The sequence below is a fragment of the Paenibacillus sp. GYB003 genome (assembly GCF_036577625.1).
Taxonomy (GTDB): domain Bacteria; phylum Bacillota; class Bacilli; order Paenibacillales; family NBRC-103111; genus Paenibacillus_AB.
In genome coordinates, this window is sequence record NZ_JARBDC010000011.1 from 70,507 (window position 1) to 92,897 (window position 22,391).

A 22,391-nucleotide genomic window follows, 5' to 3' on the forward strand; every position below is an offset into this window, starting at 1 on the left:
ACGGAAAGGTAGATCGACTTGCGCAAACCGAAACTGCTCGAGCTGGACATCGTCCGCGGGGTCGCCATTTTGGCGGTGCTGCTTATCCACGGAACGGCGACGCCCCGAGTGGAGCTGCCGCTTGGCTCGCGTTCGCACACGCTCTATTTCGCCATCAACAATTTGAGCTATTTTCCCGTGCAGGCGTTCGTGCTGCTCAGCGGTCTCGTGCTGTTTTACAGCTATTACGACGACTGGAACGTGCGCCGCGTCCCCGGGTTTTACCGGAAACGGCTGCAATACATCCTCATTCCGTACATAATCTGGTCGTGCTTCTATTATTTGTTCGATCAATGGCTGAATCCCCAGACGAACGTCCGCTTCTCGCTGTCCGAGTTCGCCGGGCTGCTTCCTTGGGCGGAAGCCGGCTACCATCTGTACTTCATGTCGCTCATTATGCAATTTTATGCGCTGTTCCCGATTCTCGTCACACTGGCCCGGTGGCGTCCGCTCGGCCGCTATTTGTGGCTGTTCGGTGTCGTCGTGCAAATCGGCTATTTCGTCTACGGCCAGCTCGCCGAGTCCCCGGTTCCGCATAGCGACCGCTTGTTCGTTTCGTACTTCGCGCTGTTTTGCATCGGCGGCTCGATCGGCATGAACTATGAGCGGGTCGTCCAGTGGCTCGGCCGCAACGTTTGGTGGGTTACCGCGGCAACGGTCGCCGCCGGGTTCGTCTTCCTGCTGCTGAGCCTGCAGGCGCAGTACGGCATGCGGTTCGAATCGTGGGAGTTCGAGCTGCTGTTCCACGGATATCCGGTCCTCGTCGCGATCAGCCTCATGTGGGTCGGCCGCCATCTGCTGGCGAACGCCCCGCGTTGGGCCAAGGCGTTGTCGTCGCTCGGCGCGGCGTCGTTCGGCATCTACTTCATGCATCCGGCGCTGCTCGGCTATTACGGCATGCACGCCGCCGTCGCTCCCGGCCAGTCCGGGTACCATCTGGCCGTATGGGGAGGCATCCTGCTCATCGCGATCGTGCCGTGGGCGGTCGTGAGCCGGTTGAAGCGCATCAAGGCGTCGTGGCTGTTGTTCGGCAAATGAAGGAGAAAAACGGAAAGGACATCCGCTCCGCGCAGGAGTGCGAATGTCCTTTCGTCGTTTTACCGGCCTTCCAGTCTTCGGACCCGATCCTCCAGCCGGTCCACGCGCTGCCGCAGCCGGTCGACCTCGTTGTCCGTGCGCCGCAACCGCTGCTGCAGGCGGTCGGTTTCCGCTTCGAGGCGGGCGACCCGCTGCTCGAGCCGGCGATCCCCTCCGGGCGGGAACAGTCCCGGCGGAAACAGCCCTGGCGGAATGCCCGCTTGGCCCGGCCCTTGAACCGGCTGGCCTCCCCCCGTCGGAATATAAATGGTTTGTCCGGCATAGAGCGGGCTCGAGGCCGTCAAGCCGTTCGCCTGCATGATCGCCTGCACGGTGACGCCGAATCGGCTCGCGATGGAATAAAGCGTGTCGCCGGACTGCACGACGTAGTTCATCGGAATTCCTCCATATCGTTGTGTTTGGGAAGCAACGAATATCCGATACCACTATATGCGGCCCCTGGGTATTTGACCCGGGGCATTCGCCCATTTCGGCCGGTTTTCCAGCCGGCCTCGCGCGGACGGCGAGCTCCTGCCGCCTGATGCCGCGGACCGTTTTTTGTGATAAAATGGGAGCCAATCGCCGGAAGATCGGAGGAATACGCCTTGACTATCGAAATCGTATCGCTCAATGTCGGAAAACCGCAAACGTTCGCTTACAAAGGAACGGACGTCGCAACCGGCATATTCAAAAACCCGGCGCCCGAAGGGCCGGTCCGGTTAACCGCCCTTAACTTCGACGGCGACGGACAAGCCGACCTCGTCCATCACGGGGGGCCGGACAAAGCCGTTTGCGTATATCCGTACGAGCATTATTCGTATTGGGAGCGGGAGCTGGGCCGGAAGCTGGAATTCGGGGCGTTCGGGGAAAATTTGACCGTGCTCGGGATGACCGAATCCCGGGTTTGCATCGGCGATATTTACGCCAGCGGCGACGTGCGGCTGCAGGTTACGCAGCCGAGGCAGCCGTGCCACAAGCTAGCCAAAAAATACGACGTGCCGGACCTCGCTTTGCGCGTCCAGCAAACGGGCTATACCGGCTTTTATTTTCGGGTGCTTACCCCCGGCCTGTTTGACCGGACGCTCGGGCTTACGCTGGAGCGCCGGCATCCGGCGGGGCTTACGGTCGAATTCGCCAATACGATCAAGCATCACGACAAATCCAACCTGGAAGGCGTCCGCGCACTGCTGGCGGTCGAGGAGCTGTCGGCCAACTGGCGGGCTTCGTTCCAGAAAAGGCTGGACGGCGACGAGCCTTCCTCCGAAGAACGGCTGAACGGAACGAAGCCATAGAAGCGGCTTGTCGTTTGCTCGATTGCAGGGAAAGACGAATAGACCGCGCGCCCGCTTCCTCCTTCGCGGAAAAAGCGGATGCGCGGTCTTATAAACGGCCGTCAGCAAGCGAACGGCTTGAACGAATGGTCTTTGACGGTTCGCAGCACTCTGACCGAAATGACGGAAGTCGACGGCGGATGCTTCGGCTTGAACGTCAAATCGATAAAGTCTTTCAGCTCCACGTCCAGTCCCGCTTTTTGGAACGCCTCGATAAAATCGCCGACCGTCGGCTTTTTGCCGACCTCGCAATAAATATGCATTTCCTTGTTCGTTTTGCCGTACCGGTCCACATATTCCACCGTCGAATAGTACCGTTCCTTCAGCATAATGCGCCTCCCTTAGCCCGAAATCCGTAAATCGACAGACCGAAGGGTGCTGGCTCGTTTTCCCGATTCCAACACTTCCGGCAACCCGGCCGCCGTAGAAGAGGTATTCCGTAGGCCCGCGGCTTTGCGTCCTTGCCTTTCGGCAAGTTTGCCCTGATCCGTTTGTTTCGAGAAATCACGTTCTCCCTTCATCATAAACGATTCGCCGGCCGTTTCATAGACCTTTCCTCCCATTTTAGTGAATCGTTTTTCCTATGAATCCGGCCGTAAATAGTCCTAAAGAACCTGCATGCCGGTTTTGGAAGCGGGCGAACGACCCGATATCCGTAAAGAAACTGTAATGTTATTTTCACTTTCGTTTAAGGTAGTCGTCCTATAATAAAGATCGACCCCCCTTTTCATATATAGATTTCATGCAGACCCGCGGCCCGTTGCTTGCGGGTCCCTTTTTTTGTTCCGCGCCGGGCGGCGGGCTGTCGAAATGTTGCTCTCCTATTGCCGAACCGTTGTTCGCCGCTTCGTCTGGGGCTATACTGACAATGAAGGCAGGTGAACGGGATGGATGAAGATTTATGGAACACGATCTTGACGAGGGACCGAAAATATGACGGCATTTACTACCTGGGCATTAAAACGACCGGCATTTACTGCCGCCCGTCGTGCCGCTCCCGGCTGCCCAAGCGGGAAAACGTGTCGGTCTACCGCAGCGCCGAAGAAGCGCGCCGGGCCGGCTACCGCGCCTGCAAGCGGTGCAAGCCGGACAACCCCGGCCCCGACGGGCCGGATGCGGAGCTGGCGGCGCAGGTGAAAGCCGCCATCGCCCGGCGTCTGCCGCAAGCGCCGACGCTGGCGCAGCTGGCCGCGGAAACCGGCGTCAGCCCGTTTCACCTGCAGCGGACGTTCAAGCGGGTTACGGGCACGACGCCGGCCGCCTTCGCGCTCGGCGCCAAGCTGGAGCTGGGCCGGGGGCTGCTGGAGCGCACCGCCGAGCCGGCCGGGCAAATCGCCGTCAAAGCCGGCTTCCGCAGCCCGTCGCATTTTTCCGCCGCGTTTCAGAAGGCGTTCGGCCTGACGCCGACCGAGTATCGGAACGCGGGCGATCGGTCGGTCGCGGCCCGGCCGGCCGAATCGAACCGGCCGACGCGGCCGGCTCCCGTCCGGATCGGCGCCGGCCCGCTGACGGTCGATACGCCGGAGCCGTTCGATTTCCGGCAGGCGCTCGCTTATCTCGGCCGCTCGCCGCTCGAGTGCATGTACCGGATCGAAGGGGATCGCGTCGTCCAGGCGGCGCGGCTGGAAGGCGAAACGGTCGTGCTGGATGTCGGCGCCGAATCGCCCGGCCGGCTGCAAATCCGGATCGCCGACCGTTACGGACGGCCGCATGAGGCGGACCGGTCGATGCGCGAAGCCGCGGTCCGCCGCGTTCGCGAATGGTTCGATCTGGATACCGACATTCGCCCGTTTTACGCGCTGGCGGAGCGGGACCCGGTGCTTCGGCGTTTGACGCGCGATTACGCCGGATTTCGCCTCGTCCGCATTCCGGATCTGTTCGAAGCGCTTTGCTGGGCCGTCATCGGCCAGCAAATCACGCTTTCGTTCGCCTACAAGCTGAAACGGAGCTTCGTGGAAACGTTCGGCACATCCGTGGAGCATCGCGGCGGTCCGCTATGGCTGTTTCCGTCGCCGGAGCGCGTCGCGGAAGCGAGTCCGGACCGATTGGCCGATCTGCAATTTTCCCGGCAAAAAGCCGCCTATATTCTCGAAATCGCCCGTCTGATGGCGGCCGGCGAGCTGACGAAGGACATGCTGCAGCGGCTGCCGGATCGTGACGCCGTTTGCGCCAGGCTGACGGCGATCAAAGGGATCGGTCCCTGGACGGCGCACTACGTCCTTCTGCGCTGCCTGGGCGATCCGTCGGCGTTTCCGGTTCGGGACGCCGGCATTCACCAGGCGGTCCGGCGATTGTGGCGGCTGCCGCACAAGCCGACGGTGCAGGAGCTGCAGGACCGGTTCGCCGCATGGTCGCCGTGGAACGGCTATGTCACGTTCTATATGTGGCGAAGCCTGCAGGACGACTGACGGTACGCGCGTGAAAAAGCCGCCAATACCGCTATGCTATGCCATGTCAAAAACGAACAGGAGGCACGTCCCATGATAATCGCCGAAACCGACCGCCTTGCGTCCCGGAACAACCGGGGCAACGGGAACAACCGGAACAACCGGAACGGCCCTACCGATCATACCGGTCCTGCCGGCCGCACCCGAACGGAACGGGCCCATTTGTACTATGCGCCCGTTTCCCTCGAAGACCGCACGATGACGATCGCCGCCACCGAAGCCGGCCTCTGCTTCGTCTCGCTGACCGCCGATTCCGAAGAAGAGCTGTTCGCCTGGGCCGGGAAACGGCTCCCGGACGCGCGGCCGCTGCCGGACGCAAAACGGCTGGCCGTGTACGCGCGGCAGCTCGAGCGCTATTTCGCCGGAACGCTGACCGCCTTCGACTTGCCGCTCGATATGGTCGGAACGCCGTTTCAGCAGGCGGTATGGAAAGCCGTCGCGGCCATCCCGTTCGGCGAAGTGCGCACGTATGCGCAAATCGCCGAGGCCGCCGGCTCGCCGAAGGCGGTGCGCGCCGTCGGCGCGGCCAACGGGGCCAACCCGATCCCGATCGTCGTTCCGTGCCACCGCGTCATCGGGACGAACGGCACGCTCACAGGCTATCGCGGAGGAATGGAGCTGAAGCGGCGTCTGCTGCATCACGAAGGCTTCCGCGACTTTGCGGATCGCGGCCACGAGCGGTTTCGCTTTTGAACGGCCCGTCAGCCGACACACGGCGGCCGTTACTGTTTTCCTTTGCGCTGCTCGATCTTTTGATTCGCCAGCTCGTTTGCGTCGCGCAGCGCCGTATTCACGTCTTTGCGCCCGGCGAGCACTTCGTCCAGCGCTTTGCCGAGAAACTCTTGGGCGATCGGGTCGTCCTTCGTCACTTTGTATAGGGGGGCCGACTTCAGCTTGAAGATGGCCTCTACGTTTTTCCCTTTCAGCGACTGCAGATTGGCGCCGAACGCCTTTTCCAAGTCCGGGTCGACGAGCGCGGACACGTAGCCGTCCTTGACGATTTCGGACTGCGCTTCCTTGGACGTCAAGTACGCGATGACCCGGAACGCTTCCTCCTTATGCTTGCTGAGCGACGAAATGCTCAAATTGTGCGAGTCGACCTGATACGATCGCCCCGGCGCCTGCTTGTACGTCGGCAGCGACACCATGTCCCAGTTCATCGGCGTTCCCTTTTTGTGCATATCCTCGAAATTGCCGATTACGTTCCAGAAGGCCGACATCGCGACCGTGCCTTTGTAAAAATCCTGCATATTGGCTCCCCGCTTGTTGCCGGGAATCGTATAAATGCGCGCGAGGTTGTTCATCATCGTCACGAAGGGCTCCGCCTGCAAATTCGCCTTGCCCGACGCGTCCACGAACGCGGCCGACAGCTGGGACACCCCTTCGTACGTGCCGCTGGCGTCCAGCCCCCTGTATTCGGTCCCTCCGTCCGTGCGGGCCACCTTGCGGGCGATGTCCGCCGCTTCGTCCCACGTCATGCCGTCCTTCGGATAGGGCACCCCGAATTTGTCGAAAATGTCTTTGTTGTAGTACAGCACGCCGAAGTTGCGGTAAAACGGGATCGCGTACACTTCCCCTTTCGCACCCCACATTTTGATCGCGTCCATCGCCAGCGGATCGAGCTTGTTCAGATCGTATTTATGCTTTTGGACGAGCGCGTTCAGGTCGTAGAGCAGGTTCAGGTCGAGCAGCTCGGCGTACCAGGGGGTGCTCTGGTAGATCATGTCGGGAAACGTTCCCGCCGCGAGCAGCTCCTCGGGCTGCTTGCCGGCTCCCCGTACGATCGGCTCGATCGTAATATGGGGATATTTCTTTTTGACGGCGCTCACGATGTAATCTTTGATCGGAAACGCCGCCGGCATGTACAACGTCAACGTCACTGGCTCGGAAACGCCCGTTTTGCCCCCGTCCCCGCCGGACGGCTCTTGTCCCGATCCTTGGCCGCAGCCCGCCTGAACGGCGCAAGCGAGCGCCGCGAGGAGCACGGTGCAGGTTAACCGCTTCATCCGAAAATCCCCCTTCGACCTTTCGTTTTCCACCACAACCCTACAGTACAACGCATTCGGGGCTGCCGTCTTTAGAGGAAATGTATCAGCTGAAGCGGCCCGGGAACCGGATGAAAGCACTTTCAACCGGACGTTCGAAGCTCGCTTTGCACGCTATTGACTTTTTGGCCCGGGCGCTCCCGTCTTCGTCTGCGACTGTCTCCACTGCTGCGGACTTAAGCCGTACTTCTGCTTGAACAGCCGGGAAAAGTAATGGATGCTGCCGAATCCGGTCGCCTCGGCGATTTGCTGCACCCCCATGTCCGTGTTCGCCAAAAAGCTGACGGCGGCGCTGAGGCGCAGCCGGTTCAAATACTGCATCGGCGTGGCGCCGGCCGTCCATTTGAACGCGCGGACCAGGTAGGACGGATTCAGATGGACGAACTTCGCGAAGGCGTCCAAATTCCAATCGAGAAAATAGTTGCTCTCCATATGGCGCATAAGCTGGTGAATGAGCTCCTGCGTCGTGCCGTCGCGGATGCCGGGGGCGCCCGGCTTTCTCCCGAGATAGCTCTGGACGAGCCGGATCGTCTTCTTCACGTCCAGCAGCATGATTTCTTCGCCGAACAGCGGCTTGCTGCGTTCCCGGTTTTCCATCGATTCGGTCAGCGCCTCCAGCGTCCGTCCGATGCCGCGCAGCACGGGGCTGGCGTCGCGGCGGATGCCGGTTTGCACCCGATTCCAGCGGATCGCCTGCTCCTCGGTGACGAACAGGTCCGGATCGCCGATATCCAGCTCGATATACCAGAAGCTGAACGGCTCCGATCGATAGACGAGCCGGTGCGGCGTATCCCGGTTCAGCAAAAACAAACTGCCGGCAGGCGCTTCGTAGGCGTTGCCCCGCCATTCGAGCAGAGCCGCTCCTTCCCGGATGTACAGCATTTCGTCGTAAGGGTGAATGCCTCCGCTCGATCCGTTGAATGGGGAATCGACCGTACAATAATGACACGACCTTAGAAACATTCCGTTTCTCCTCCCGCTTCCGGGCGCGGCGGCGCTCGTTCGGAGCGCGACGTTCGATGGCGGTTGGGCGGCGCCGCTTCCCGTTCCTGCCCGATCGGTTTAACTGTATGCCGAATCGGCCGGATTGTAAAGGCGCAAGCGTTCGGGCGAGTCGCCGGCGGCTCGTTGCTCCTCCAACTATTTGGCGGACATTTTGCGCGCCGTCGACGCGCCTAGCGTCAAGCTGCGGTTGACCGGCAGGCTTGGCCCGATCGTGGCCGAGCCCGACGAGAGCAATGGTTCGTCCGTCTATTTGCTGACGCCGATCCGTACGGCGATAGGAGCGCGCCGATGAATCGATTCGGGCTGCGGCGGGGAAAATAAGGCGAATGTTGGGGGAGCCCCCGGAACTATTCCAATCTTCCCGGAGGTGTTCGGCTATGGAACAACGAGGCAAAGACCAATTGGAGCAGCAGCTTGCCAACGCCTTGAACGAAGGAAACATGGAAGGCAAAAACCCGGACGTGGCGGCGCTGCGCCGCCTCAGCCCGAGATACGAAATCCGGACGCAGACGGCGCGCGATCCGATCGTCGAGGAGACGAAAATCGTAAGAAGCATCGCCCGCGAGGTGGACGACCGGTACGACGCCTATATGTCCAGGGCGTCGCGCGGCGACAAAGATGCCGGAGACGGGACGACGGAGCAAGAATGAATGCTTCTTGCGGATGAAAAGAAGTAAGCCGATCCGGACGTCTTGCTCGAATCGGCTTTTTTATGGACCGACGGCGTCCGCACGTTGCAAAGACTTCCGCTTCCTGCCGCTGGCGTCCCCGCTCCGCACGATCATCGCTGTACGGCGTTTCCGCGCCGCTCGGCTTACTTTTTCCTCGCCGCCTTCATTTCTTCGATCGCCTTGTTCGCCTCCTGCTCGGCGTTGCGGAACGCGGTGTTGAGATCGATTTCGCCGTAGATCACCTTTTTGATATTTGCATCGAGCGGTCCGGCCACTTTATCGTCATACACCGTTTTGGCGTGCGGCTCGGCGAATTTGTTGTAGTATACCGCGTTTTTCATGTTTTTCCCTTTATAGATCGTCTCTTGCCCGAACACCTTTTTAATTTCTTCGTTTTTCAGCACCGGGATGTTTCCTTTTTTCGATTCGATCGTCTCGTGTTCGTCCGAAGTGACGTATTTCAACACGTTCATTGCGGCATCTTTCGCCTTGCTGGCGGACGTAATGTAGAAATAATTCGGATAAGGCTGCGTGCCGACGCCCGGCCGGTCTTTGAACGTCGGAATGGCCGTCATGTCCCAGTTGAGCGTTTCGAATTCCTTGACCGCGTACTGCAGGCCGAAATTCATCATGAACATGGCCAAATTTTGCTGCTTGGCGAAATCGTCGGTCCAGAGCCCTCCCTTTTTCTGCGTAAACAGCTGCCGGTACCCGTCGTCCTGAACGATCGGCTGGATCATGACCGTTTGCAGAAGCGTCTTCCATTTTTCGTTGCCGATTGCGGCGGTCAGCGTCTTTCGGTCGACGACGTCCAGGGAGAACGGATTCATCCGCATCGGGTGAACGACAGACGTGGCGAAGCCGGCATACTGCTTGCCGCCGTCCATCCGGGTCACTTTTTTGGACAGCTCGAGCAGCTCCTCCCAGCTCATCCCGTCCTTCGGGTAAGGGGCGCCGAACTTGTCGAAAATATCTTTGTTGTAGTAAATGACGAGCCCCCCGCCGTTGACCGGAAGTCCGTACAAGCCGCCCATCTGCTTGATCGCGTCGATAAAGGTCGGCTCGAACCGGTTCAAATCGACGCTATGCTTCTTCGCCAGCTCCGTGATGTCGTACTGGAACCCGTTATCGATCAAGTTGGAGGCCGTTCCGCCGATCGAGTCGAATATGATATCGATCGTTTCCCCGGCGGCGATGAGCTCGGGCAGCGTTTTGCCTTTTTCGTTCATGATGTACTTCAGCGTATAGTTCGGAAACTGTTTGCGGATGTAGTCTCCCCATCTGGCGTTGAACTCCGCCTCGGTATTGCCCGCCGCCCCGTAAAACACGAGCTCGGCCGGCTCGTTGTTTCCGGCGGCGCCGCCCGCAGCGCCGCCTTTCGAGGTCGGGACGCCGCCCGTTGCGGTACCTCCGCCGCCGCAAGCCGCCAAAGGCAGCGCAACCATCGCCATGGCCAACATGGAAGCAAAAGTCGTTCGCATCATTCGATGACTCCCCCTTCACGCATAAAGTCTTTTCGCACGCACCGTTCGCCATCGGCGAGAAAGCGCTTACTCGATTGCCGGCGCTTGCGGCTCCCGCCTGCGCCGCGAATGCGGCGGTCGTTACGTCGTATACGGTAAGCCTACTATAGGAGACACGCCGCTTTCTTGGATTATTTACCAAATAATTGAGTCGAAATAACGACGTCGTCCGGACGCCGGCGGACGGCTTCGGTTATTGTGTTTGCGCATGTTCTTTTCTACAATGGGAGTGGAGGTGCTCCCCGTGAATCTGTACTCGAAGGAACAATATTTGGAGTGCGACGAATTTCCGTTTCGCGCCTTTTTGTACCCGACGCTGCCGGATCGGCCGAAAATGCCCCATTGCCACGATTTCATCGAGCTGGTGTACGTTGCGGAAGGCCGGGGCGAGCATCTGTACAAAGGCGTCTCGTATCCGATTTCGAAGGGCGACATTTTCGTCATCCCTCCGTTCGTCGAGCACGATTACGCCGTTATCGGCGACGAGCCGCTCGACGTGTACAACGTCTTGTTCCTTCCTTCGTTTTTAACCTATGAACTGCAAGCGCTGTCACAGGTGACGCCCTTTTTCAACTTTTTTTACGTCGAGCCGTTTTTCCGGCAGTCGCTCGATTTCGAATCCCATATCAAGCTGTCCGTCCTCGAAGGACGCGAATTTCGGCATCGGCTCGACCGCATCATCGACGAATTCGACCGGAAAGCGCTCGGCTACCGGATCTCGATCAAAGCGCTGCTGATCGAAATGCTCGTCTGGCTCAGCCGCAAATACGAGCAGCGGTTCGTCGCTCCTTTGCTCCAGGCGAACGAGTCCAAAGTCATTCAGTCCGTCTGCCGGTTCGTCGAGCACCATTACGCCCAGGACATCAGTCTCGAGCAGGCGTGCCAAATGTGCGGCATGAGCCAGTCGAGCTTTACGTACAAATTCAAGCAGACGATGGGCAAAACGTTCACCGAATACCGCAACGAGGTGCGAATTCACGCGTCGCTCAAGCTGCTGCGCGAAACCGAGGATAAAATTATCGCGATCGCGGAAAACGTCGGCATTCGCGATTTGAGCTATTTCAACAAGCTGTTCAAACAGCATACCGGACTGACGCCGCGGGAATACCGCGGCAAGTATCGAAGCGGCCGGAGCGAGGGGCGATAAGGGCGGAGCCGGGCCGTTCCCGGGCCGTACCGCCTTATAGCCCGTCATGCCGCGCAACACCCGGTAACGCCGCCCGTTTCGGGCAACCGCAGGTCGTGAAAAAAGCAGCCGGCGCCCAAAACGCCAGCTGCTTTATGCTTGCTTTTCCGCAATCGTTATATAGGGAAACCCCGCCCTACTCGCCGTCGCTGCTCCGAATGACGAGCAGCAGCCCTTCGCGGATGCGCACCCGTCCCGACGTTCCGTCGATTACGTTGCTGATGCCGAGCGACTGACCGACGGTCAGCGTCGCGTCCGTCAGCGGGTACTTGAACCCTTCCAGCGTAATGCCCTTCACTTCCATACTGAGCGGAAGCAGCGAAACGTGAGCGTACGCGCCGGATGTCAAAGTCAAAACCCGCTCCGGACCGAGCAGCCGGATTTCGTTGCACCGGTCGACGATCGAGCAGTCGATGCCGCGCTCCAGCGCTTTACGGAGCAGATGCACGTTGGCGAGCGAATGATCGAAGCGGGTGCCGAGCGCGCCGAGCAGCACGATCTCCCGCGGCCGTTTTTCCAGCGCCCACCGGAAGGCCATCTCGGTGTCGGTCAAATCCTTCATGACCGGGTCGCAATCGACGAACGTTTCGCTGTGCCGCCGAATGTATTCCCGCTCCTCCGGCGTGACCGAATCGAAATCGCCGAGCGAAAGCAGCGGCTTGATGCCGTGCCGGACCAAAAACAGCGCTCCGCGGTCCGCGCCGACGATCCGCGCATCCCGATCCAGATGTCCCAACGCCCACTCCCCGAGCGTTCCGCCCGTTACAATGACGATACGATCCGACATGCGAAATCCTTCTTCCTCTCTTTTCCCGCTTTCGCCGATCGGCGACTAGAGCGTTCGATGCCGGGCGAAAGCCGTGCCCCGCCTTCCCGAACGCCGCCTATTCCGGCATTTCCTTGTATTCCGCATCGCCGGTTTCGATAAGCGCCTGTCCTTGCGTCAAGTCGGTCATCCAGGCGACGAACGATTCCGCCTCCGGTTCGAGCGGCCAGCAGCTGAGCGTCACTTTGTCGGTAAATTGCGTTTCTCCGAGCATCGTCCCTTTGCCGCGCAGCTCGTTCTCGACTTTGCCGTGCCACGTATAGTCGATCGTAACGAGCACCTCCCTGTGCAGCGCAAGCGTTACGGGCCGCGCGGCGGCGAGCCCTTCCACGGTCGCGTCCGTATAGGCGCGAATCAACCCCCCGGCGCCGAGCATAATGCCGCCAAAGTAACGGGTGACGACGACGACGGTATCCTTGAGCCCCTGCTGCTTGATGACCTCGAGAATCGGCTTGCCCGCCGTGCCGCTCGGCTCTCCGTCGTCGGACTGCTTCTGAAACTGGTCCCGCTCCCCGACCACGTAAGCGGAGCAGTTATGCGTCGCGGACCAATGCTCCTTCTTGATTTCTTCGATGAAGCGGATCGCTTCCTCCTCGCTCCGTACCGGCTTTACGTGACCGATAAAGCGCGATTTTTTGATGACGATCTCGGCGGACGCCTGCCGCCGCACCGTCCGGTATCGCTCCAGCATGCGCCTTCGCCTCCTCCCCTCGCAGGCCCCTGCAACGCGTACGGAGCCCCGGAGCGCATGCCGCGCCGCTTCCGGGACCCCGTATCCGAATGCGAATTAGTTGCCGAGCCGCGCTTCGAGCGCCGCTTTTTCTTTCTCGTAGCCCGGTTTGCCGAGCAGGGCGAACATGTTTTTCTTATACGCTTCGACGCCCGGCTGATCGAACGGATTGACGCCGAGCAGATAGCCGCTTACGCCGCACGCCTTTTCGAAAAAGTAAACCATATAGCCGAACGAGTACGCCGAAATATCCGGAAGCGTCACGATCAGATTCGGCACGCCGCCGTCCGTATGCGCCAGCATCGTGCCCTGGAACGCCTTCTTGTTGACGAAATCCATCGTTTGGCCGGCGAGGAAATTGAGGCCGTCCAAATTTTCGCTGTCCGTGCCGATGACGATCTGCTCGGGAACGTTCGCCACCTGAATGACCGTCTCGAACAAATTGCGCGCGCCCTCTTGAATGAATTGTCCCATCGAATGCAGGTCGGCGGAAAAATCGACCGAGGCGGGATAAATCCCTTTCTGGTCTTTGCCTTCGCTCTCGCCGTACAGCTGCTTCCACCATTCGGATACGTAATGGAGCGACGGCTCGTAGTTGACCAAAATTTCGATCGCCTTTCCTTTGCGGTACAGCGCGTTGCGCACGGCGGCGTATTGGTAGCTCGCGTTCCGGGCCAAATCCGGATTCGCGTATTCCCGGGACGCGTCGGCCGCGCCCTGCATCATCGCGTCGATGTCGATGCCGGCGACGGCGATCGGCAGCAAGCCGACGGCGGTCAATACCGAGTACCGTCCGCCTACGTCGTCCGGAATGACGAACGTTTCGTAGCCTTCGGCGTCGGCCAGCTTTTTCAGCGCGCCCTTCTCGCGGTCGGTCGTCGCGTAAATGCGCTTGCGCGCCCCGTCCTTGCCGTACTTGCGCTCCAGCAGCTCGCGGAAAATGCGGAACGCGATCGCCGGCTCCGTCGTCGTGCCCGATTTCGAAATGACGTTGACGGAAACGTCTTTGCCTTCGAGCAGCTGCAGCAAATGCGTCACGTACGTGGAGCTGATATTGTTGCCGACGAAGTAAACTTCCGGCGTTTTTCTTTTATCCTTCGGCAGCATGTTGTAAAACGAATGCGACAGCATCTCGATCGCCGCTCTCGCGCCGAGGTACGATCCGCCGATGCCGATGACGACGAGCGCGTCCGAATCGGACTGAATCCGCTTCGCCGCCTCGTGGATGCGCGCGAACTCGGCTTTGTCGTATTGGTTCGGCAGCTCGATCCAGCCCAAATAGTCGGAGCCGGCCCCCGTCCCGCGGTGAAGCTGCTCGTGCGCGAGCTTGACCGGCTCGCGGAAATAATCGATTTCGTGCTGCTGCACGAAGGTTAGCGCGCGGCTATAGTCGAATTGAACGTTTTGACCCATTGTGTTTTCCTCCTTAAAGCTTTACGAAGTAAAGCTGGCTTCGTAAGCATAGTCTGAGCGTTTCCCTTCCCTTATGTACGGTCTCGTCCCGCTGTTCCTTCTGTCACCTAGAATACTTGAACTGCCCCGGGAAAAGCAAGTACGGCCGGGTCTTTCGCAGAGGGTGTCGGAAGTGCTACAATGGGTCTAGGACCAGCAGCACTCCAGGCTCTACGTCGCTGCAAAATTCGAGGTGAATACGATGAAAAAAATCGGCTTTATCGGCCTGGGAACGATGGGACAGCCTATGGCGGCCAATTTGCTGCGCAAAGGCTATTCCTTGTCCGTATACAACCGTACGACCGAAAAAACCGCGGAGCTGGTCAGTCAAGGGGCGACAGCCGCCGAAACTCCCGCCGACGCCGCCAAAGACGCGGACGTTTTGATTACGATGCTGAGCAACGATACCGCCATCCGGCAAACGTTTTACGATCCGAAAGGCATCATGGAGGGCATCCATCCCGGAATGACCGTCATCGATTGCAGCACGATCTCTCCGCATATGAGCAAAACGCTTCAAGCCGAGCTCGCCGAGCTCGCCGTTCATTTTCTCGACGCTCCCGTCACGGGAAGCAAGCCGGCCGCCGTAAACGGCACGCTGCTGTTCATGGTCGGCGGCAATGAGGAAGCGCTCTCCGAGCATATGGACGTCTTTCAGGCGATGGGCAGCCGCATCGTGTATATGGGGCCGTCCGGATCGGGCTCGTACGCCAAGCTCGCGCACAATACGATGGTCGGCATCAACGCCATCGGCTTCATCGAAGGGATGGCGCTGGCGGCCAAGGCGAACATCGATCTGGCGAAATTTTACGAAATCGTCATGGCCGGCGCCGCCAGCAGCAAGCAAGCCGACCTGAAAGGCTCGAAAATATTGAACCGCGATTTCGAAACCCAATTTTCGATGCAGCTGATGCACAAAGATTTGCGGCTCGCCTCGCAGCTGACCGATCAGCTCCAGGTAACCGCGCCGCTGCTGGGTCTCGCCAAAAACATATACGAGATGGGACTGAGCAAAGGTCTCGGCGAGCTGGATTTGTCCGCGATCGTCCAGTGCTACGAAGAATGGATGGACAAAACGATCGAATCGCGCAAGCGCGAAGATAATCAGCCCGAATCGCTGCTCACGACCCAGGACCTGAACATCGAGCGCCGCCGCAGCGTGCGCGTGCCGATGAATATTCGGCTGCTCCTGTCCGTCTATCAGTGGGAGCAGGAAGGCGCGTTTTCCGGCCAAAATATCGAAGGAACGCTGTACGATTTGTCGGACAGCGGCCTCCAAGTAACGAGCACGTTCCCGCTTGCGCAGGATATGTTCATCGTCATCCATTTCCCGCAGGAAGCGCAGCTGCCGCCGATTACGGCGCGCATTATCCGCATTGTCTCGGAGAACGGGCTGTTTCGGTACGGCTGCATGCTGTCCGGCCTACCGCCGTATACGCGCATCAAGCTGGAGGAATACATTCAGCAGAAGCTTCAGGAAACCGGCAAAAACGAGCAAACGTAATCGGTTATCGCCTTCACGTCCATTTTGAACGTCGCATTCGCCGGCACCTCGAACTGCATGCCCGCCGTAAACGGCTTCCATTCCGTTTCGCCCGGAAGCAGCACGAGCAGATCGCCGGCGGTGATTTCCATAATTTCTACCGTATCGGTCGTAAACTCGTACGTGCCCGGCAGCATCAGGCCGAGCGTTTTTTTGGAGCCGTCGGCGAAAAGGACCGTACGGCTCGTTACGCCGCCGTTAAAGTAGACGTTCGCTTTTTTCGATACGGTAACGTTCGTAAATTGGGACATGGGGGATCCATTCTCCTCGGTATGCAAAATAGGAAAAGTGCACCGGTCGAACGGCGAAGGCGCCGAAAGCCGGTTTGACGAAAGAGTCCCGCAAGGGGCTCTTTTTTGGCGTTCGCCCTTGAAAGGGAAAGAAAAATAAGAGTCCCTTCGCGAGAAACTCTTATTTTTCCGATTGCCGAACCGTTCGCGCTTACAGGAGCGCCTTCAGCTTGGCCACGACATTGTCGACCGTGAAGCCGTATTCGGCGATCACTTTGGCCGCAGGCGCGGACGCGCCGAACTTGTCGATGCCGAGCACCGCGCCGCCGTCGCCGACGTAGCGTTCCCAGCCGAGCGGGTAAGCCATCTCTACCGCAAGGCGGGCTTTGACGCCCGACGGAAGCACCGACTGCTTATACTCGGCGGACTGCTTCTCGAACAGCTCCCAGCTCGGCATGCTGACGACGCGTACGCGTACGCCTTCCGCCGCAAGCTTCTGCTGCGCCTCGACGGCGAGAGACACTTCCGAGCCCGTGGCGAGGAGGATCGCCTGCGGTTCGCCGCCGGCCGCTTCGGATACGACGTACGCGCCGCGGGCGACGCCTTCGCGCGCCTTGTCGGCCGTACCTTCGAGGTTCGGCACCGCTTGGCGGGTCAAGACGAGTGCGACCGGGCCGTTTTTGTTTTCCAGCGCGTAGCGCCATGCCTGCGTCGTTTCGTTCGCGTCGGCCGGACGGATGACCGTCACGTTCGGGATGATGCGCAGCGCCGCGAGCTGCTCGATCGGCTCGTGGGTCGGGCCGTCTTCGCCGACGCCGATGCTGTCGTGCGTCAGCACGTACGTGACCGGCAAGTCCATAATGGCGGCAAGACGGACGGCCGGGCGCAAATAGTCGGAGAAGACGAAGAACGTGCCGCCGTAAGGCTTGACGCCTTTATGCAGCGCCATTCCGTTCAGCGCAGCGCCCATCGCGAATTCGCGAACGCCGAAGTACACGTTGCGGCCGCTGTAGTCGTTTCGGGTAAATTGGCCGAGCCCTTTCATGTGCGTCATCGTCGAAGATTCCAGGTCGGCCGAGCCGCCGATGAACGACGGCACTTTCGCCGCGAACGCATTGATCGCGTTGCCGGACGCGTTCCGCGTTCCGATCCCTTTGTCGGCCGGGCTGTACGTCGGCAAGTCCGCGTCCCAGCCTTCCGGCAAGTCTCCGGCCACCGCCTGCTTGAACTGGATCGCCAGCTCCGGATACGCCTTCTCGTACCGGGCGAACGTCTCGTTCCACGCCGCTTCCGCTTCGGCGCCTCTCGCTTTCGCTTCGGCGAAATGGGCGTATACTTCGTCCGGCACATGGAAATGCCGGTCTTCCGGCCATTCATACGCTTTTTTCGTCAGCGCGACTTCGTCGACGCCGAGCGGGGAGCCGTGCGGGCCGACGTGGCCGCCTTTGCCCGCCTTGTTCGGGCTGCCGTAGCCGATAACCGTTTTCACTTCGATCAGCGACGGGCGCGGATCGTTTTGCGCCTCCCGAACCGCCCGCTCGATCGCGGCCAGATCGTTGCCGTCCTCGACGCGGCTGTAATGCCAGTTGTAGCCCTCGAAGCGCGCTTTCACGTTTTCCGAGAACGACAAATTCAGCTCCCCGTCGAGCGAAATATCGTTGGAATCGTACAATACGATCAATTTGCCGAGCTGCAGGTGGCCGGCCAGCGACGCCGCTTCGCCGGAAATGCCTTCCATCAAGTCCCCGTCGCCGCAAATGACATATGTATAATGGTCGATCAATTTCAGTTCGTCGCGATTGTAAACGGCGGCCATATGCGCCTCCGCCATAGCCATGCCGACCGCGCTGGCAAAGCCTTGTCCGAGCGGACCCGTCGTGGCGTCGACGCCGGCCGTATGGCCGTATTCCGGATGGCCCGGCGTTTTGCTGCCCCATTGGCGGAAATTTTTCAGCTCGTCCATGGACAAGTCGTAGCCGCTCAGGTGAAGCAGGCTGTACAGCAGCATCGAGCCGTGTCCGGCGGACAGCACGAACCGGTCGCGGTCGATCCATTCCGGGTTCGCCGGATTGTGCTTCATGAGCCGCGCATACAGCGCGTAGCCCATCGGAGCGGCGCCCATCGGCATGCCGGGATGCCCGGAATTCGCTTTTTGCACGGCATCGATAGACAGTGTGCGGATCGTATCGATCGACAGACGGTCAATCGATTTCGCTTGAGACGTCATTCTTCCATTCCTCCCAAAAGTCGGTAGTCGCCCGCGCCACGTGATGTCTACCCGACGCGAACTTCCCTCTATGTCCAGCGGACATTTGCAGTCGCTGTGCATTATTGTACCATTTGCTTTAAGCGTTTACCACAATCGGCCCCCGAAAAAGCGTTTCTAGTTTTCCCCAAGATGCCGTCTTTTCCGTCGCGAAAAAAAGCGCTGCCGGTTCGCGTTCCGTTCCGTCGGGCCACGGGCCGGAGCAAAATGCGCGACCGCCGCTCGGAGGGGCGAAGCCGGAGGTAACGGTCGCCACGGACGCTATTTCGCAAAAAACGGCCTTTTTCAAACGGTAACGGACGCCGTTGCGCTTATTCGCCCCGAATGATGGTCCAAAAAGAGATTTTCCGTCAAATAGCTGCTCCCCTGTCCGTAAAAAATCCAAACCGTCGAAATCGACCTTCCTAACGGCTGCCATGTCCGTAAGGCTTGGAACCGTCCCATCCTGCGCACGGCTTGCTTCCCGAGTTCCGACGCAGCCAAACGTCCGACTTTTTTTGCATGAAAAAACCGGAAGCGGACGCTCCCGGTTTTTCCCGATCAGTTTGCGATAAATTCTTGTACCCATTCGCCGTTATAGTAAGCAACGCCGATCTTCGTAAAGTTCGGGCTCAAAATGTTTTGGCGATGGCCCGCGCTGTTCATCCAGGCGTTCATCACTTCCTGCGGATTGCGCTGACCTTTGGCGATATTTTCGCCGGCATACGAATAGCTGATGCCGTAAGCTTTCATCATGTCGAACGGCGAACCGTAAGTCGGCGAATTATGGTCGAAGTAGTTGTTGTTGTACATGTCCTTCGCTTTGTCCAACGCCATTTTCGTCAAGGCCGGATCGCTGGCCAGCGGCGAAAGACCGGCTTTGGCGCGTTCTTGGTTCACGAGCGACACGACTTGATCCGCATATGCGGACGCCGTCGTCGCCGTTTCGCCGGCATTGCCCGCCGGCTCGCTTCCGGCACCGTTTCCGGCGTTTCCGGCATTGCCCGCTTGTCCGGCATCCGAACCGGTACCGGCTCCCGTTTCCGTTCCGGTTGCCGCGCCGTTATTGGAGCCTTGGCCGCCGTTGTAGGATCCGTTCCCCGATCCGTAATCCGTGTTAGGCATATGCCAAGACCATTGCGGATATACTACCCGTACGTTCCAACCTTGTTCCTGAAGGCTGCGAATCCAGTCGTTCAGCGAAAAACCGGATCCGGCATATATGGGATTCAGAGCTTCATTGCCGATATTCGAAGGCTGGGACGGAGCGGCGTAAGCCGAGCCTGCGCCCGCCAAAACGCTGAGCGCCAAAGCGCCGGTCAACACCGATTTTTTGAAACGCATGAAAAGATCCTCTCCTTATGACGGCCTGCGAGGTTAGCTGACGGGTTCGGGTCAAAGAGCAACCACCCGGCCACGGACCGTGGCTTCACCCCGGATACGTTGGGTTCCCCGCGCTTCGCTAGAAGCTTCGGCCTTAATTTGGTTTTCCCCATGAAAAGAACGGCAAAACCATGCGGCGTGCCGTCTTCCCTGCGGTTTTTCCATCATAACACGCTCCCGCTCGCCCGGTCATTGCGCAATGATTTCCAATGCGCCGAAAACCCGCGCCGTTAGCGGCTTCCGCGATCCGTTGGTTCCATTAAGAAATGCCGTCCGGAAATACGGCGGATGTTCCTTTTATGTATGAAGCTGAACTTGGCTCCAACCGCCGGTCGAATCGTTTTCGAGGCTTAGCGGCAACAACACGACATCAAAGGCGACGCGATCATTCCGCGCCAGGATTCCATTCCCTCCGAGATCCCAATAGCTGATGTTCGACTTCATTCCGCTCGCAACCGGTGTTCGGACATGTTGCTAACGAATCGAGCGATCGTTATCGGAGGCAAAAGCGAGGGGGTGAATTGGTTTACGAACTCCAGTATCGTTATTGCCGGCAAATCGGATCGTTTTCTTCCATTTTGGGCCGGATAGCGATGTCCGGATTCGTTAGCCTGAACAAACGACCGGTTTTTCCGCCGTTAAGCAAACTACGATTCGTTCCATGCCGCATCGGCCGACACGGGTTACGGTTGCCAGTGGTCCTTTGGTCTTTCTATCCGAACGATCCTTTTTGCACGCCGAAACGGCAGTGGATCGGGAAACGAGATGGAAACGCTCCCGCTATTTTCGGTCTTTTCCCGTTATTGGGCAAAATAACTGGAAAACGTCCCGCTACATTCGTCCATGCCGCGCTTTTCGCCGATTTGGCGCCTTTTTAACTGGAGCTTCTCCCTGTAAATTTGAAACGATGCCTATAGGAAAGCGTGTTAGCTGGAGGTTTTCCCGTTCGTTCGATTCCATTGGCCCGGCAGGATAACCCATGTGCTAATCCTGACCTCGCAGCCCGACGATGAACTGATCGTTCAGGCGATGATGGAAGGGGCGAGCGGCTTTTTGCTCAAAGATTGGGAAACCGACGATATCATCATCCGGGCGATCAAGTCCGTCGTCTCGGGCCAAATGACGCTGCCTGCCCGAATTTCCGCCAGGCTGTCCGAAGGATTGTCCAGACTGCACAAGCAGCAAAGCCGGTTGGACGAGGACGAAATCATGCGCCGGAACGAGCGGCTGCCGTGGGAGCGATTGGATGTTTCTTTCTCGCTGCGGGAGCGGCAGATTATATGCTTGCTGATGCAGGAGCATACCAATTCCGATATCGCGGACCTGCTTCATCTGTCCGTCGGCACGGTGAAAAAATTATATCAGCACCGTCTATAAAGCATTGGGCGTGTCGAGCCGCGCCGAAGCCGTGCTTGCGGATCGAATCCCGGTATACGGAATAAGGGACCTTGATGCATCCTTTTGATTTCCATGCGGCGTCCCCCGCCTTCGTCTATGCCCCGAACCTACCATACCGTCCTCGTCCCGGTACATGCGCGAGCGGCGCCAATGTCCGGATCGGCAATCATTGTCCGGGTCGCCATTTTCGCGGCCGTTTTTACTATCGTGGAACTGCAGCCGAATCGGTACGAAAAGATGGTTTTACGAAGGATTCGGGACGATGGCCGCTGTAAACGAAACTGTGCTGGAGCGGCTGAGAAAGCCGTTCCTGGAGCCGGACGACGAGTACGGGCAAGCCGACGTCAAATCCCGGAGCCCCGCCTTCGGCCGATCTGCTCAATCCGCGGGCGACGGAGGCGTTCATCCGGCTGACGCACGACGCCTATTACGCGCGGCTGAAACGATTTTTCGGCAATACCGATCGAACGATTCGGCTCGACCTGGGAGACGTGCAGGAGACGGCGTCGGTCTAATTAAACGGCAATCCGCTCGGCGTCCGCCTCTGGAAGCCATACGCGTATGCGGATATTTCGGCGGCGGCCCGCCCGGGCTCGAACCTGCTGCGCATCCGGGTCGCCAACAGCTTGGCGAACGCCTATAATAAAGCGTCTCTTCCGTCCGGTTTGCTCGGTCCGGTAACGGCGAGCGTGCCGGAGACGGTCCTGCAAGCCGCGTTTGTCCTCTACCCGCGAAGCCGGAGCGCAATGATGAACGACGCCAAAGCGGCAATCGACGCCGCGGTCCGAACATGGTTCCAGGCCGTCCAACGGACCAGGTATCGCGCCCATATGTCGGCTCCGGCGGCGCTGCCCGGCTTCGCGGCGGCGAGCGTATCGTTCAAAGGCACGTTGAAAGCGACCGTCACCAGAAAAACGAGCAAATAAAGCAAGCTGCCCGCAAGCAAATAAATCGTGCCGGCTTCGCCCCATCGGAAATACGAGACGATCGCCAAAGCGGCGCTCGCAAGCGCCGTACCGATAAAGACGAAGCTGAATAACGAATTCAGTATCGTAACGTTTATCGATTGCATGGCGGCCATGCCTTGATGCGGCGGAATACGGCCCAGCGCGGTCATGACGAATGCCGAAAAGGCGAAGAACAGCCCGGCGATCAGACCGGAGCCAAGCGCCGATGCGAAAGTCAAAACAAAAAGCAAACGTTCGTTCATATGAAACCTCCCGCGGTCCGACAAAGCGTTCGGACGTGTTTTATATTGCT

At 59.2% G+C, this 22,391-nt stretch carries 20 protein-coding genes and 2 riboswitches; of the genes, 8 read left to right on the plus strand and 12 right to left on the minus strand.

Features of this window, described 5'->3' with window-relative positions; all coding sequences use genetic code 11:
* Nucleotides 1–18 precede the first annotated feature (18 nt).
* Nucleotides 19–1,077 (plus strand): acyltransferase, encoded by a 1,059-nt coding sequence (locus PV407_RS06800; RefSeq protein ID WP_332089149.1) that lies wholly within the window; start codon nucleotides 19–21, stop codon nucleotides 1,075–1,077.
* 59 nt (nucleotides 1,078–1,136) lie between these two features.
* On the opposite strand, the gene PV407_RS06805 is transcribed toward PV407_RS06800, so the two are convergent.
* On the minus strand, nucleotides 1,137–1,511 hold the full coding sequence (locus PV407_RS06805) for a LysM peptidoglycan-binding domain-containing protein (protein WP_332089150.1): 375 nt from the start codon (nucleotides 1,509–1,511) through the stop codon (nucleotides 1,137–1,139).
* Between the two features lie 210 nt (nucleotides 1,512–1,721).
* Between PV407_RS06805 and PV407_RS06810 the strand changes: the two genes are divergently transcribed.
* On the plus strand, nucleotides 1,722–2,408 hold the full coding sequence (locus PV407_RS06810) for an MOSC domain-containing protein (RefSeq protein ID WP_332089151.1): 687 nt from the start codon (nucleotides 1,722–1,724) through the stop codon (nucleotides 2,406–2,408).
* A 101-nt stretch (nucleotides 2,409–2,509) separates the two neighbouring features.
* On the opposite strand, the gene PV407_RS06815 is transcribed toward PV407_RS06810, so the two are convergent.
* On the minus strand, nucleotides 2,510–2,776 hold the full coding sequence (locus PV407_RS06815) for a hypothetical protein (RefSeq protein ID WP_332089152.1): 267 nt from the start codon (nucleotides 2,774–2,776) through the stop codon (nucleotides 2,510–2,512).
* Between the two features lie 76 nt (nucleotides 2,777–2,852).
* A riboswitch (cyclic di-GMP riboswitch) is annotated at nucleotides 2,853–2,939 on the minus strand.
* Between the two features lie 395 nt (nucleotides 2,940–3,334).
* On the opposite strand from PV407_RS06815, the gene PV407_RS06820 reads away from it, so the two are divergent.
* Nucleotides 3,335–4,855, plus strand: a complete 1,521-nt coding sequence (locus PV407_RS06820) for a DNA-3-methyladenine glycosylase 2 family protein (protein WP_332089153.1) — start codon at nucleotides 3,335–3,337, stop codon at nucleotides 4,853–4,855.
* A gap of 72 nt (nucleotides 4,856–4,927) precedes the next feature.
* A complete protein-coding gene (locus tag PV407_RS06825) occupies nucleotides 4,928–5,587 on the plus strand; it encodes a methylated-DNA--[protein]-cysteine S-methyltransferase (RefSeq protein WP_332089154.1) in 660 nt (219 codons plus the stop codon).
* A gap of 29 nt (nucleotides 5,588–5,616) precedes the next feature.
* Here PV407_RS06825 and PV407_RS06830 read toward each other — a convergent pair whose 3' ends face one another.
* Nucleotides 5,617–6,900, minus strand: a complete 1,284-nt coding sequence (locus tag PV407_RS06830; RefSeq protein ID WP_332089155.1) for an ABC transporter substrate-binding protein — start codon at nucleotides 6,898–6,900, stop codon at nucleotides 5,617–5,619.
* A gap of 153 nt (nucleotides 6,901–7,053) precedes the next feature.
* A complete protein-coding gene (locus PV407_RS06835; RefSeq protein ID WP_332089156.1) occupies nucleotides 7,054–7,902 on the minus strand; it encodes an AraC family transcriptional regulator in 849 nt (282 codons plus the stop codon).
* Between the two features lie 419 nt (nucleotides 7,903–8,321).
* Between PV407_RS06835 and PV407_RS06840 the strand changes: the two genes are divergently transcribed.
* A complete protein-coding gene (locus PV407_RS06840; protein WP_332089157.1) occupies nucleotides 8,322–8,594 on the plus strand; it encodes a hypothetical protein in 273 nt (90 codons plus the stop codon).
* A 164-nt stretch (nucleotides 8,595–8,758) separates the two neighbouring features.
* Here the strand turns inward: PV407_RS06840 and PV407_RS06845 are convergent, their stop codons facing one another.
* Nucleotides 8,759–10,099 carry an ABC transporter substrate-binding protein gene (locus PV407_RS06845; protein WP_332089158.1) on the minus strand — a complete coding sequence of 447 codons (1,341 nt, stop codon included), beginning with the start codon at nucleotides 10,097–10,099 and terminating at the stop codon, nucleotides 8,759–8,761.
* A gap of 283 nt (nucleotides 10,100–10,382) precedes the next feature.
* Here PV407_RS06845 and PV407_RS06850 point away from each other — a divergent pair, with 283 nt between their 5' ends.
* The gene (locus tag PV407_RS06850; RefSeq protein ID WP_332089159.1) at nucleotides 10,383–11,285 is read left to right on the plus strand and encodes an AraC family transcriptional regulator; all 903 of its coding nucleotides are present in this window, start codon (nucleotides 10,383–10,385) and stop codon (nucleotides 11,283–11,285) included.
* A 175-nt stretch (nucleotides 11,286–11,460) separates the two neighbouring features.
* Here the strand turns inward: PV407_RS06850 and PV407_RS06855 are convergent, their stop codons facing one another.
* The 3 genes from PV407_RS06855 to PV407_RS06865 form a co-directional block, all read right to left on the minus strand.
* Nucleotides 11,461–12,111, minus strand: a complete 651-nt coding sequence (locus tag PV407_RS06855; protein ID WP_332089160.1) for a thiamine diphosphokinase — start codon at nucleotides 12,109–12,111, stop codon at nucleotides 11,461–11,463.
* Between the two features lie 97 nt (nucleotides 12,112–12,208).
* Nucleotides 12,209–12,841 carry a YigZ family protein gene (locus PV407_RS06860; RefSeq protein WP_332089161.1) on the minus strand — a complete coding sequence of 211 codons (633 nt, stop codon included), beginning with the start codon at nucleotides 12,839–12,841 and terminating at the stop codon, nucleotides 12,209–12,211.
* A gap of 96 nt (nucleotides 12,842–12,937) precedes the next feature.
* Entirely contained in the window at nucleotides 12,938–14,293 is a 1,356-nt protein-coding gene (locus PV407_RS06865) for a glucose-6-phosphate isomerase (RefSeq protein ID WP_332089162.1), read from the minus strand.
* Nucleotides 14,294–14,525: 232 nt separating this feature from the next.
* On the opposite strand from PV407_RS06865, the gene PV407_RS06870 reads away from it, so the two are divergent.
* Complete coding sequence (locus PV407_RS06870; protein WP_332089163.1) at nucleotides 14,526–15,836, plus strand: NAD(P)-binding domain-containing protein; 1,311 nt, start codon at nucleotides 14,526–14,528, stop codon at nucleotides 15,834–15,836.
* Here the strand turns inward: PV407_RS06870 and ppnP are convergent.
* From ppnP to PV407_RS06885, 3 genes are all read right to left on the minus strand, one after another.
* On the minus strand, nucleotides 15,806–16,126 hold the full coding sequence (gene ppnP, locus PV407_RS06875; protein WP_332089164.1) for a pyrimidine/purine nucleoside phosphorylase: 321 nt from the start codon (nucleotides 16,124–16,126) through the stop codon (nucleotides 15,806–15,808). The genes PV407_RS06870 and ppnP overlap by 31 nt on opposite strands.
* A 190-nt stretch (nucleotides 16,127–16,316) precedes the next feature.
* Nucleotides 16,317–18,332, minus strand: coding sequence for a transketolase (gene tkt / locus PV407_RS06880; protein WP_332089165.1), 2,016 nt, complete (start codon nucleotides 18,330–18,332; stop codon nucleotides 16,317–16,319).
* 579 nt (nucleotides 18,333–18,911) lie between these two features.
* Nucleotides 18,912–19,694: a CAP domain-containing protein gene (locus tag PV407_RS06885; protein WP_332089166.1), complete on the minus strand. Its 783-nt coding sequence runs from the start codon at nucleotides 19,692–19,694 to the stop codon at nucleotides 18,912–18,914.
* A 7-nt stretch (nucleotides 19,695–19,701) separates the two neighbouring features.
* Nucleotides 19,702–19,837: riboswitch (cyclic di-AMP (ydaO/yuaA leader) on the minus strand.
* An 877-nt stretch (nucleotides 19,838–20,714) separates the two neighbouring features.
* On the opposite strand from PV407_RS06885, the gene PV407_RS06890 reads away from it, so the two are divergent.
* Entirely contained in the window at nucleotides 20,715–21,110 is a 396-nt protein-coding gene (locus tag PV407_RS06890; protein ID WP_332089167.1) for a LuxR C-terminal-related transcriptional regulator, read from the plus strand.
* Nucleotides 21,111–21,855: 745 nt separating this feature from the next.
* On the opposite strand, the gene PV407_RS06895 is transcribed toward PV407_RS06890, so the two are convergent.
* A complete protein-coding gene (locus tag PV407_RS06895; protein WP_332089168.1) occupies nucleotides 21,856–22,341 on the minus strand; it encodes an anthrone oxygenase family protein in 486 nt (161 codons plus the stop codon).
* Nucleotides 22,342–22,391: the final 50 nt, after the last annotated feature.

What these genes read in the sequence shown, in the direction of transcription:
- PV407_RS06805 (WP_332089150.1), bottom strand. Translation starts at nt 1,511, where the DNA reads ATGAACTACGTCGTGCAGTCCGGCGACACGCTTTATTCCATCGCGAGC.
- PV407_RS06815 (WP_332089152.1), bottom strand. Translation starts at nt 2,776, where the DNA reads ATGCTGAAGGAACGGTACTATTCGACGGTGGAATATGTGGACCGGTAC.
- PV407_RS06820 (WP_332089153.1), top strand. Translation starts at nt 3,335, where the DNA reads ATGGATGAAGATTTATGGAACACGATCTTGACGAGGGACCGAAAATAT.
- PV407_RS06825 (WP_332089154.1), top strand. Translation starts at nt 4,928, where the DNA reads ATGATAATCGCCGAAACCGACCGCCTTGCGTCCCGGAACAACCGGGGC.
- PV407_RS06830 (WP_332089155.1), bottom strand. Translation starts at nt 6,900, where the DNA reads ATGAAGCGGTTAACCTGCACCGTGCTCCTCGCGGCGCTCGCTTGCGCC.
- PV407_RS06835 (WP_332089156.1), bottom strand. Translation starts at nt 7,902, where the DNA reads ATGTTTCTAAGGTCGTGTCATTATTGTACGGTCGATTCCCCATTCAAC.
- PV407_RS06840 (WP_332089157.1), top strand. Translation starts at nt 8,322, where the DNA reads ATGGAACAACGAGGCAAAGACCAATTGGAGCAGCAGCTTGCCAACGCC.
- PV407_RS06845 (WP_332089158.1), bottom strand. Translation starts at nt 10,099, where the DNA reads ATGATGCGAACGACTTTTGCTTCCATGTTGGCCATGGCGATGGTTGCG.
- PV407_RS06855 (WP_332089160.1), bottom strand. Translation starts at nt 12,111, where the DNA reads ATGTCGGATCGTATCGTCATTGTAACGGGCGGAACGCTCGGGGAGTGG.
- PV407_RS06860 (WP_332089161.1), bottom strand. Translation starts at nt 12,841, where the DNA reads ATGCTGGAGCGATACCGGACGGTGCGGCGGCAGGCGTCCGCCGAGATC.
- PV407_RS06865 (WP_332089162.1), bottom strand. Translation starts at nt 14,293, where the DNA reads ATGGGTCAAAACGTTCAATTCGACTATAGCCGCGCGCTAACCTTCGTG.
- ppnP (WP_332089164.1), bottom strand. Translation starts at nt 16,126, where the DNA reads ATGTCCCAATTTACGAACGTTACCGTATCGAAAAAAGCGAACGTCTAC.
- tkt (WP_332089165.1), bottom strand. Translation starts at nt 18,332, where the DNA reads ATGACGTCTCAAGCGAAATCGATTGACCGTCTGTCGATCGATACGATC.
- PV407_RS06885 (WP_332089166.1), bottom strand. Translation starts at nt 19,694, where the DNA reads ATGCGTTTCAAAAAATCGGTGTTGACCGGCGCTTTGGCGCTCAGCGTT.
- PV407_RS06895 (WP_332089168.1), bottom strand. Translation starts at nt 22,341, where the DNA reads ATGAACGAACGTTTGCTTTTTGTTTTGACTTTCGCATCGGCGCTTGGC.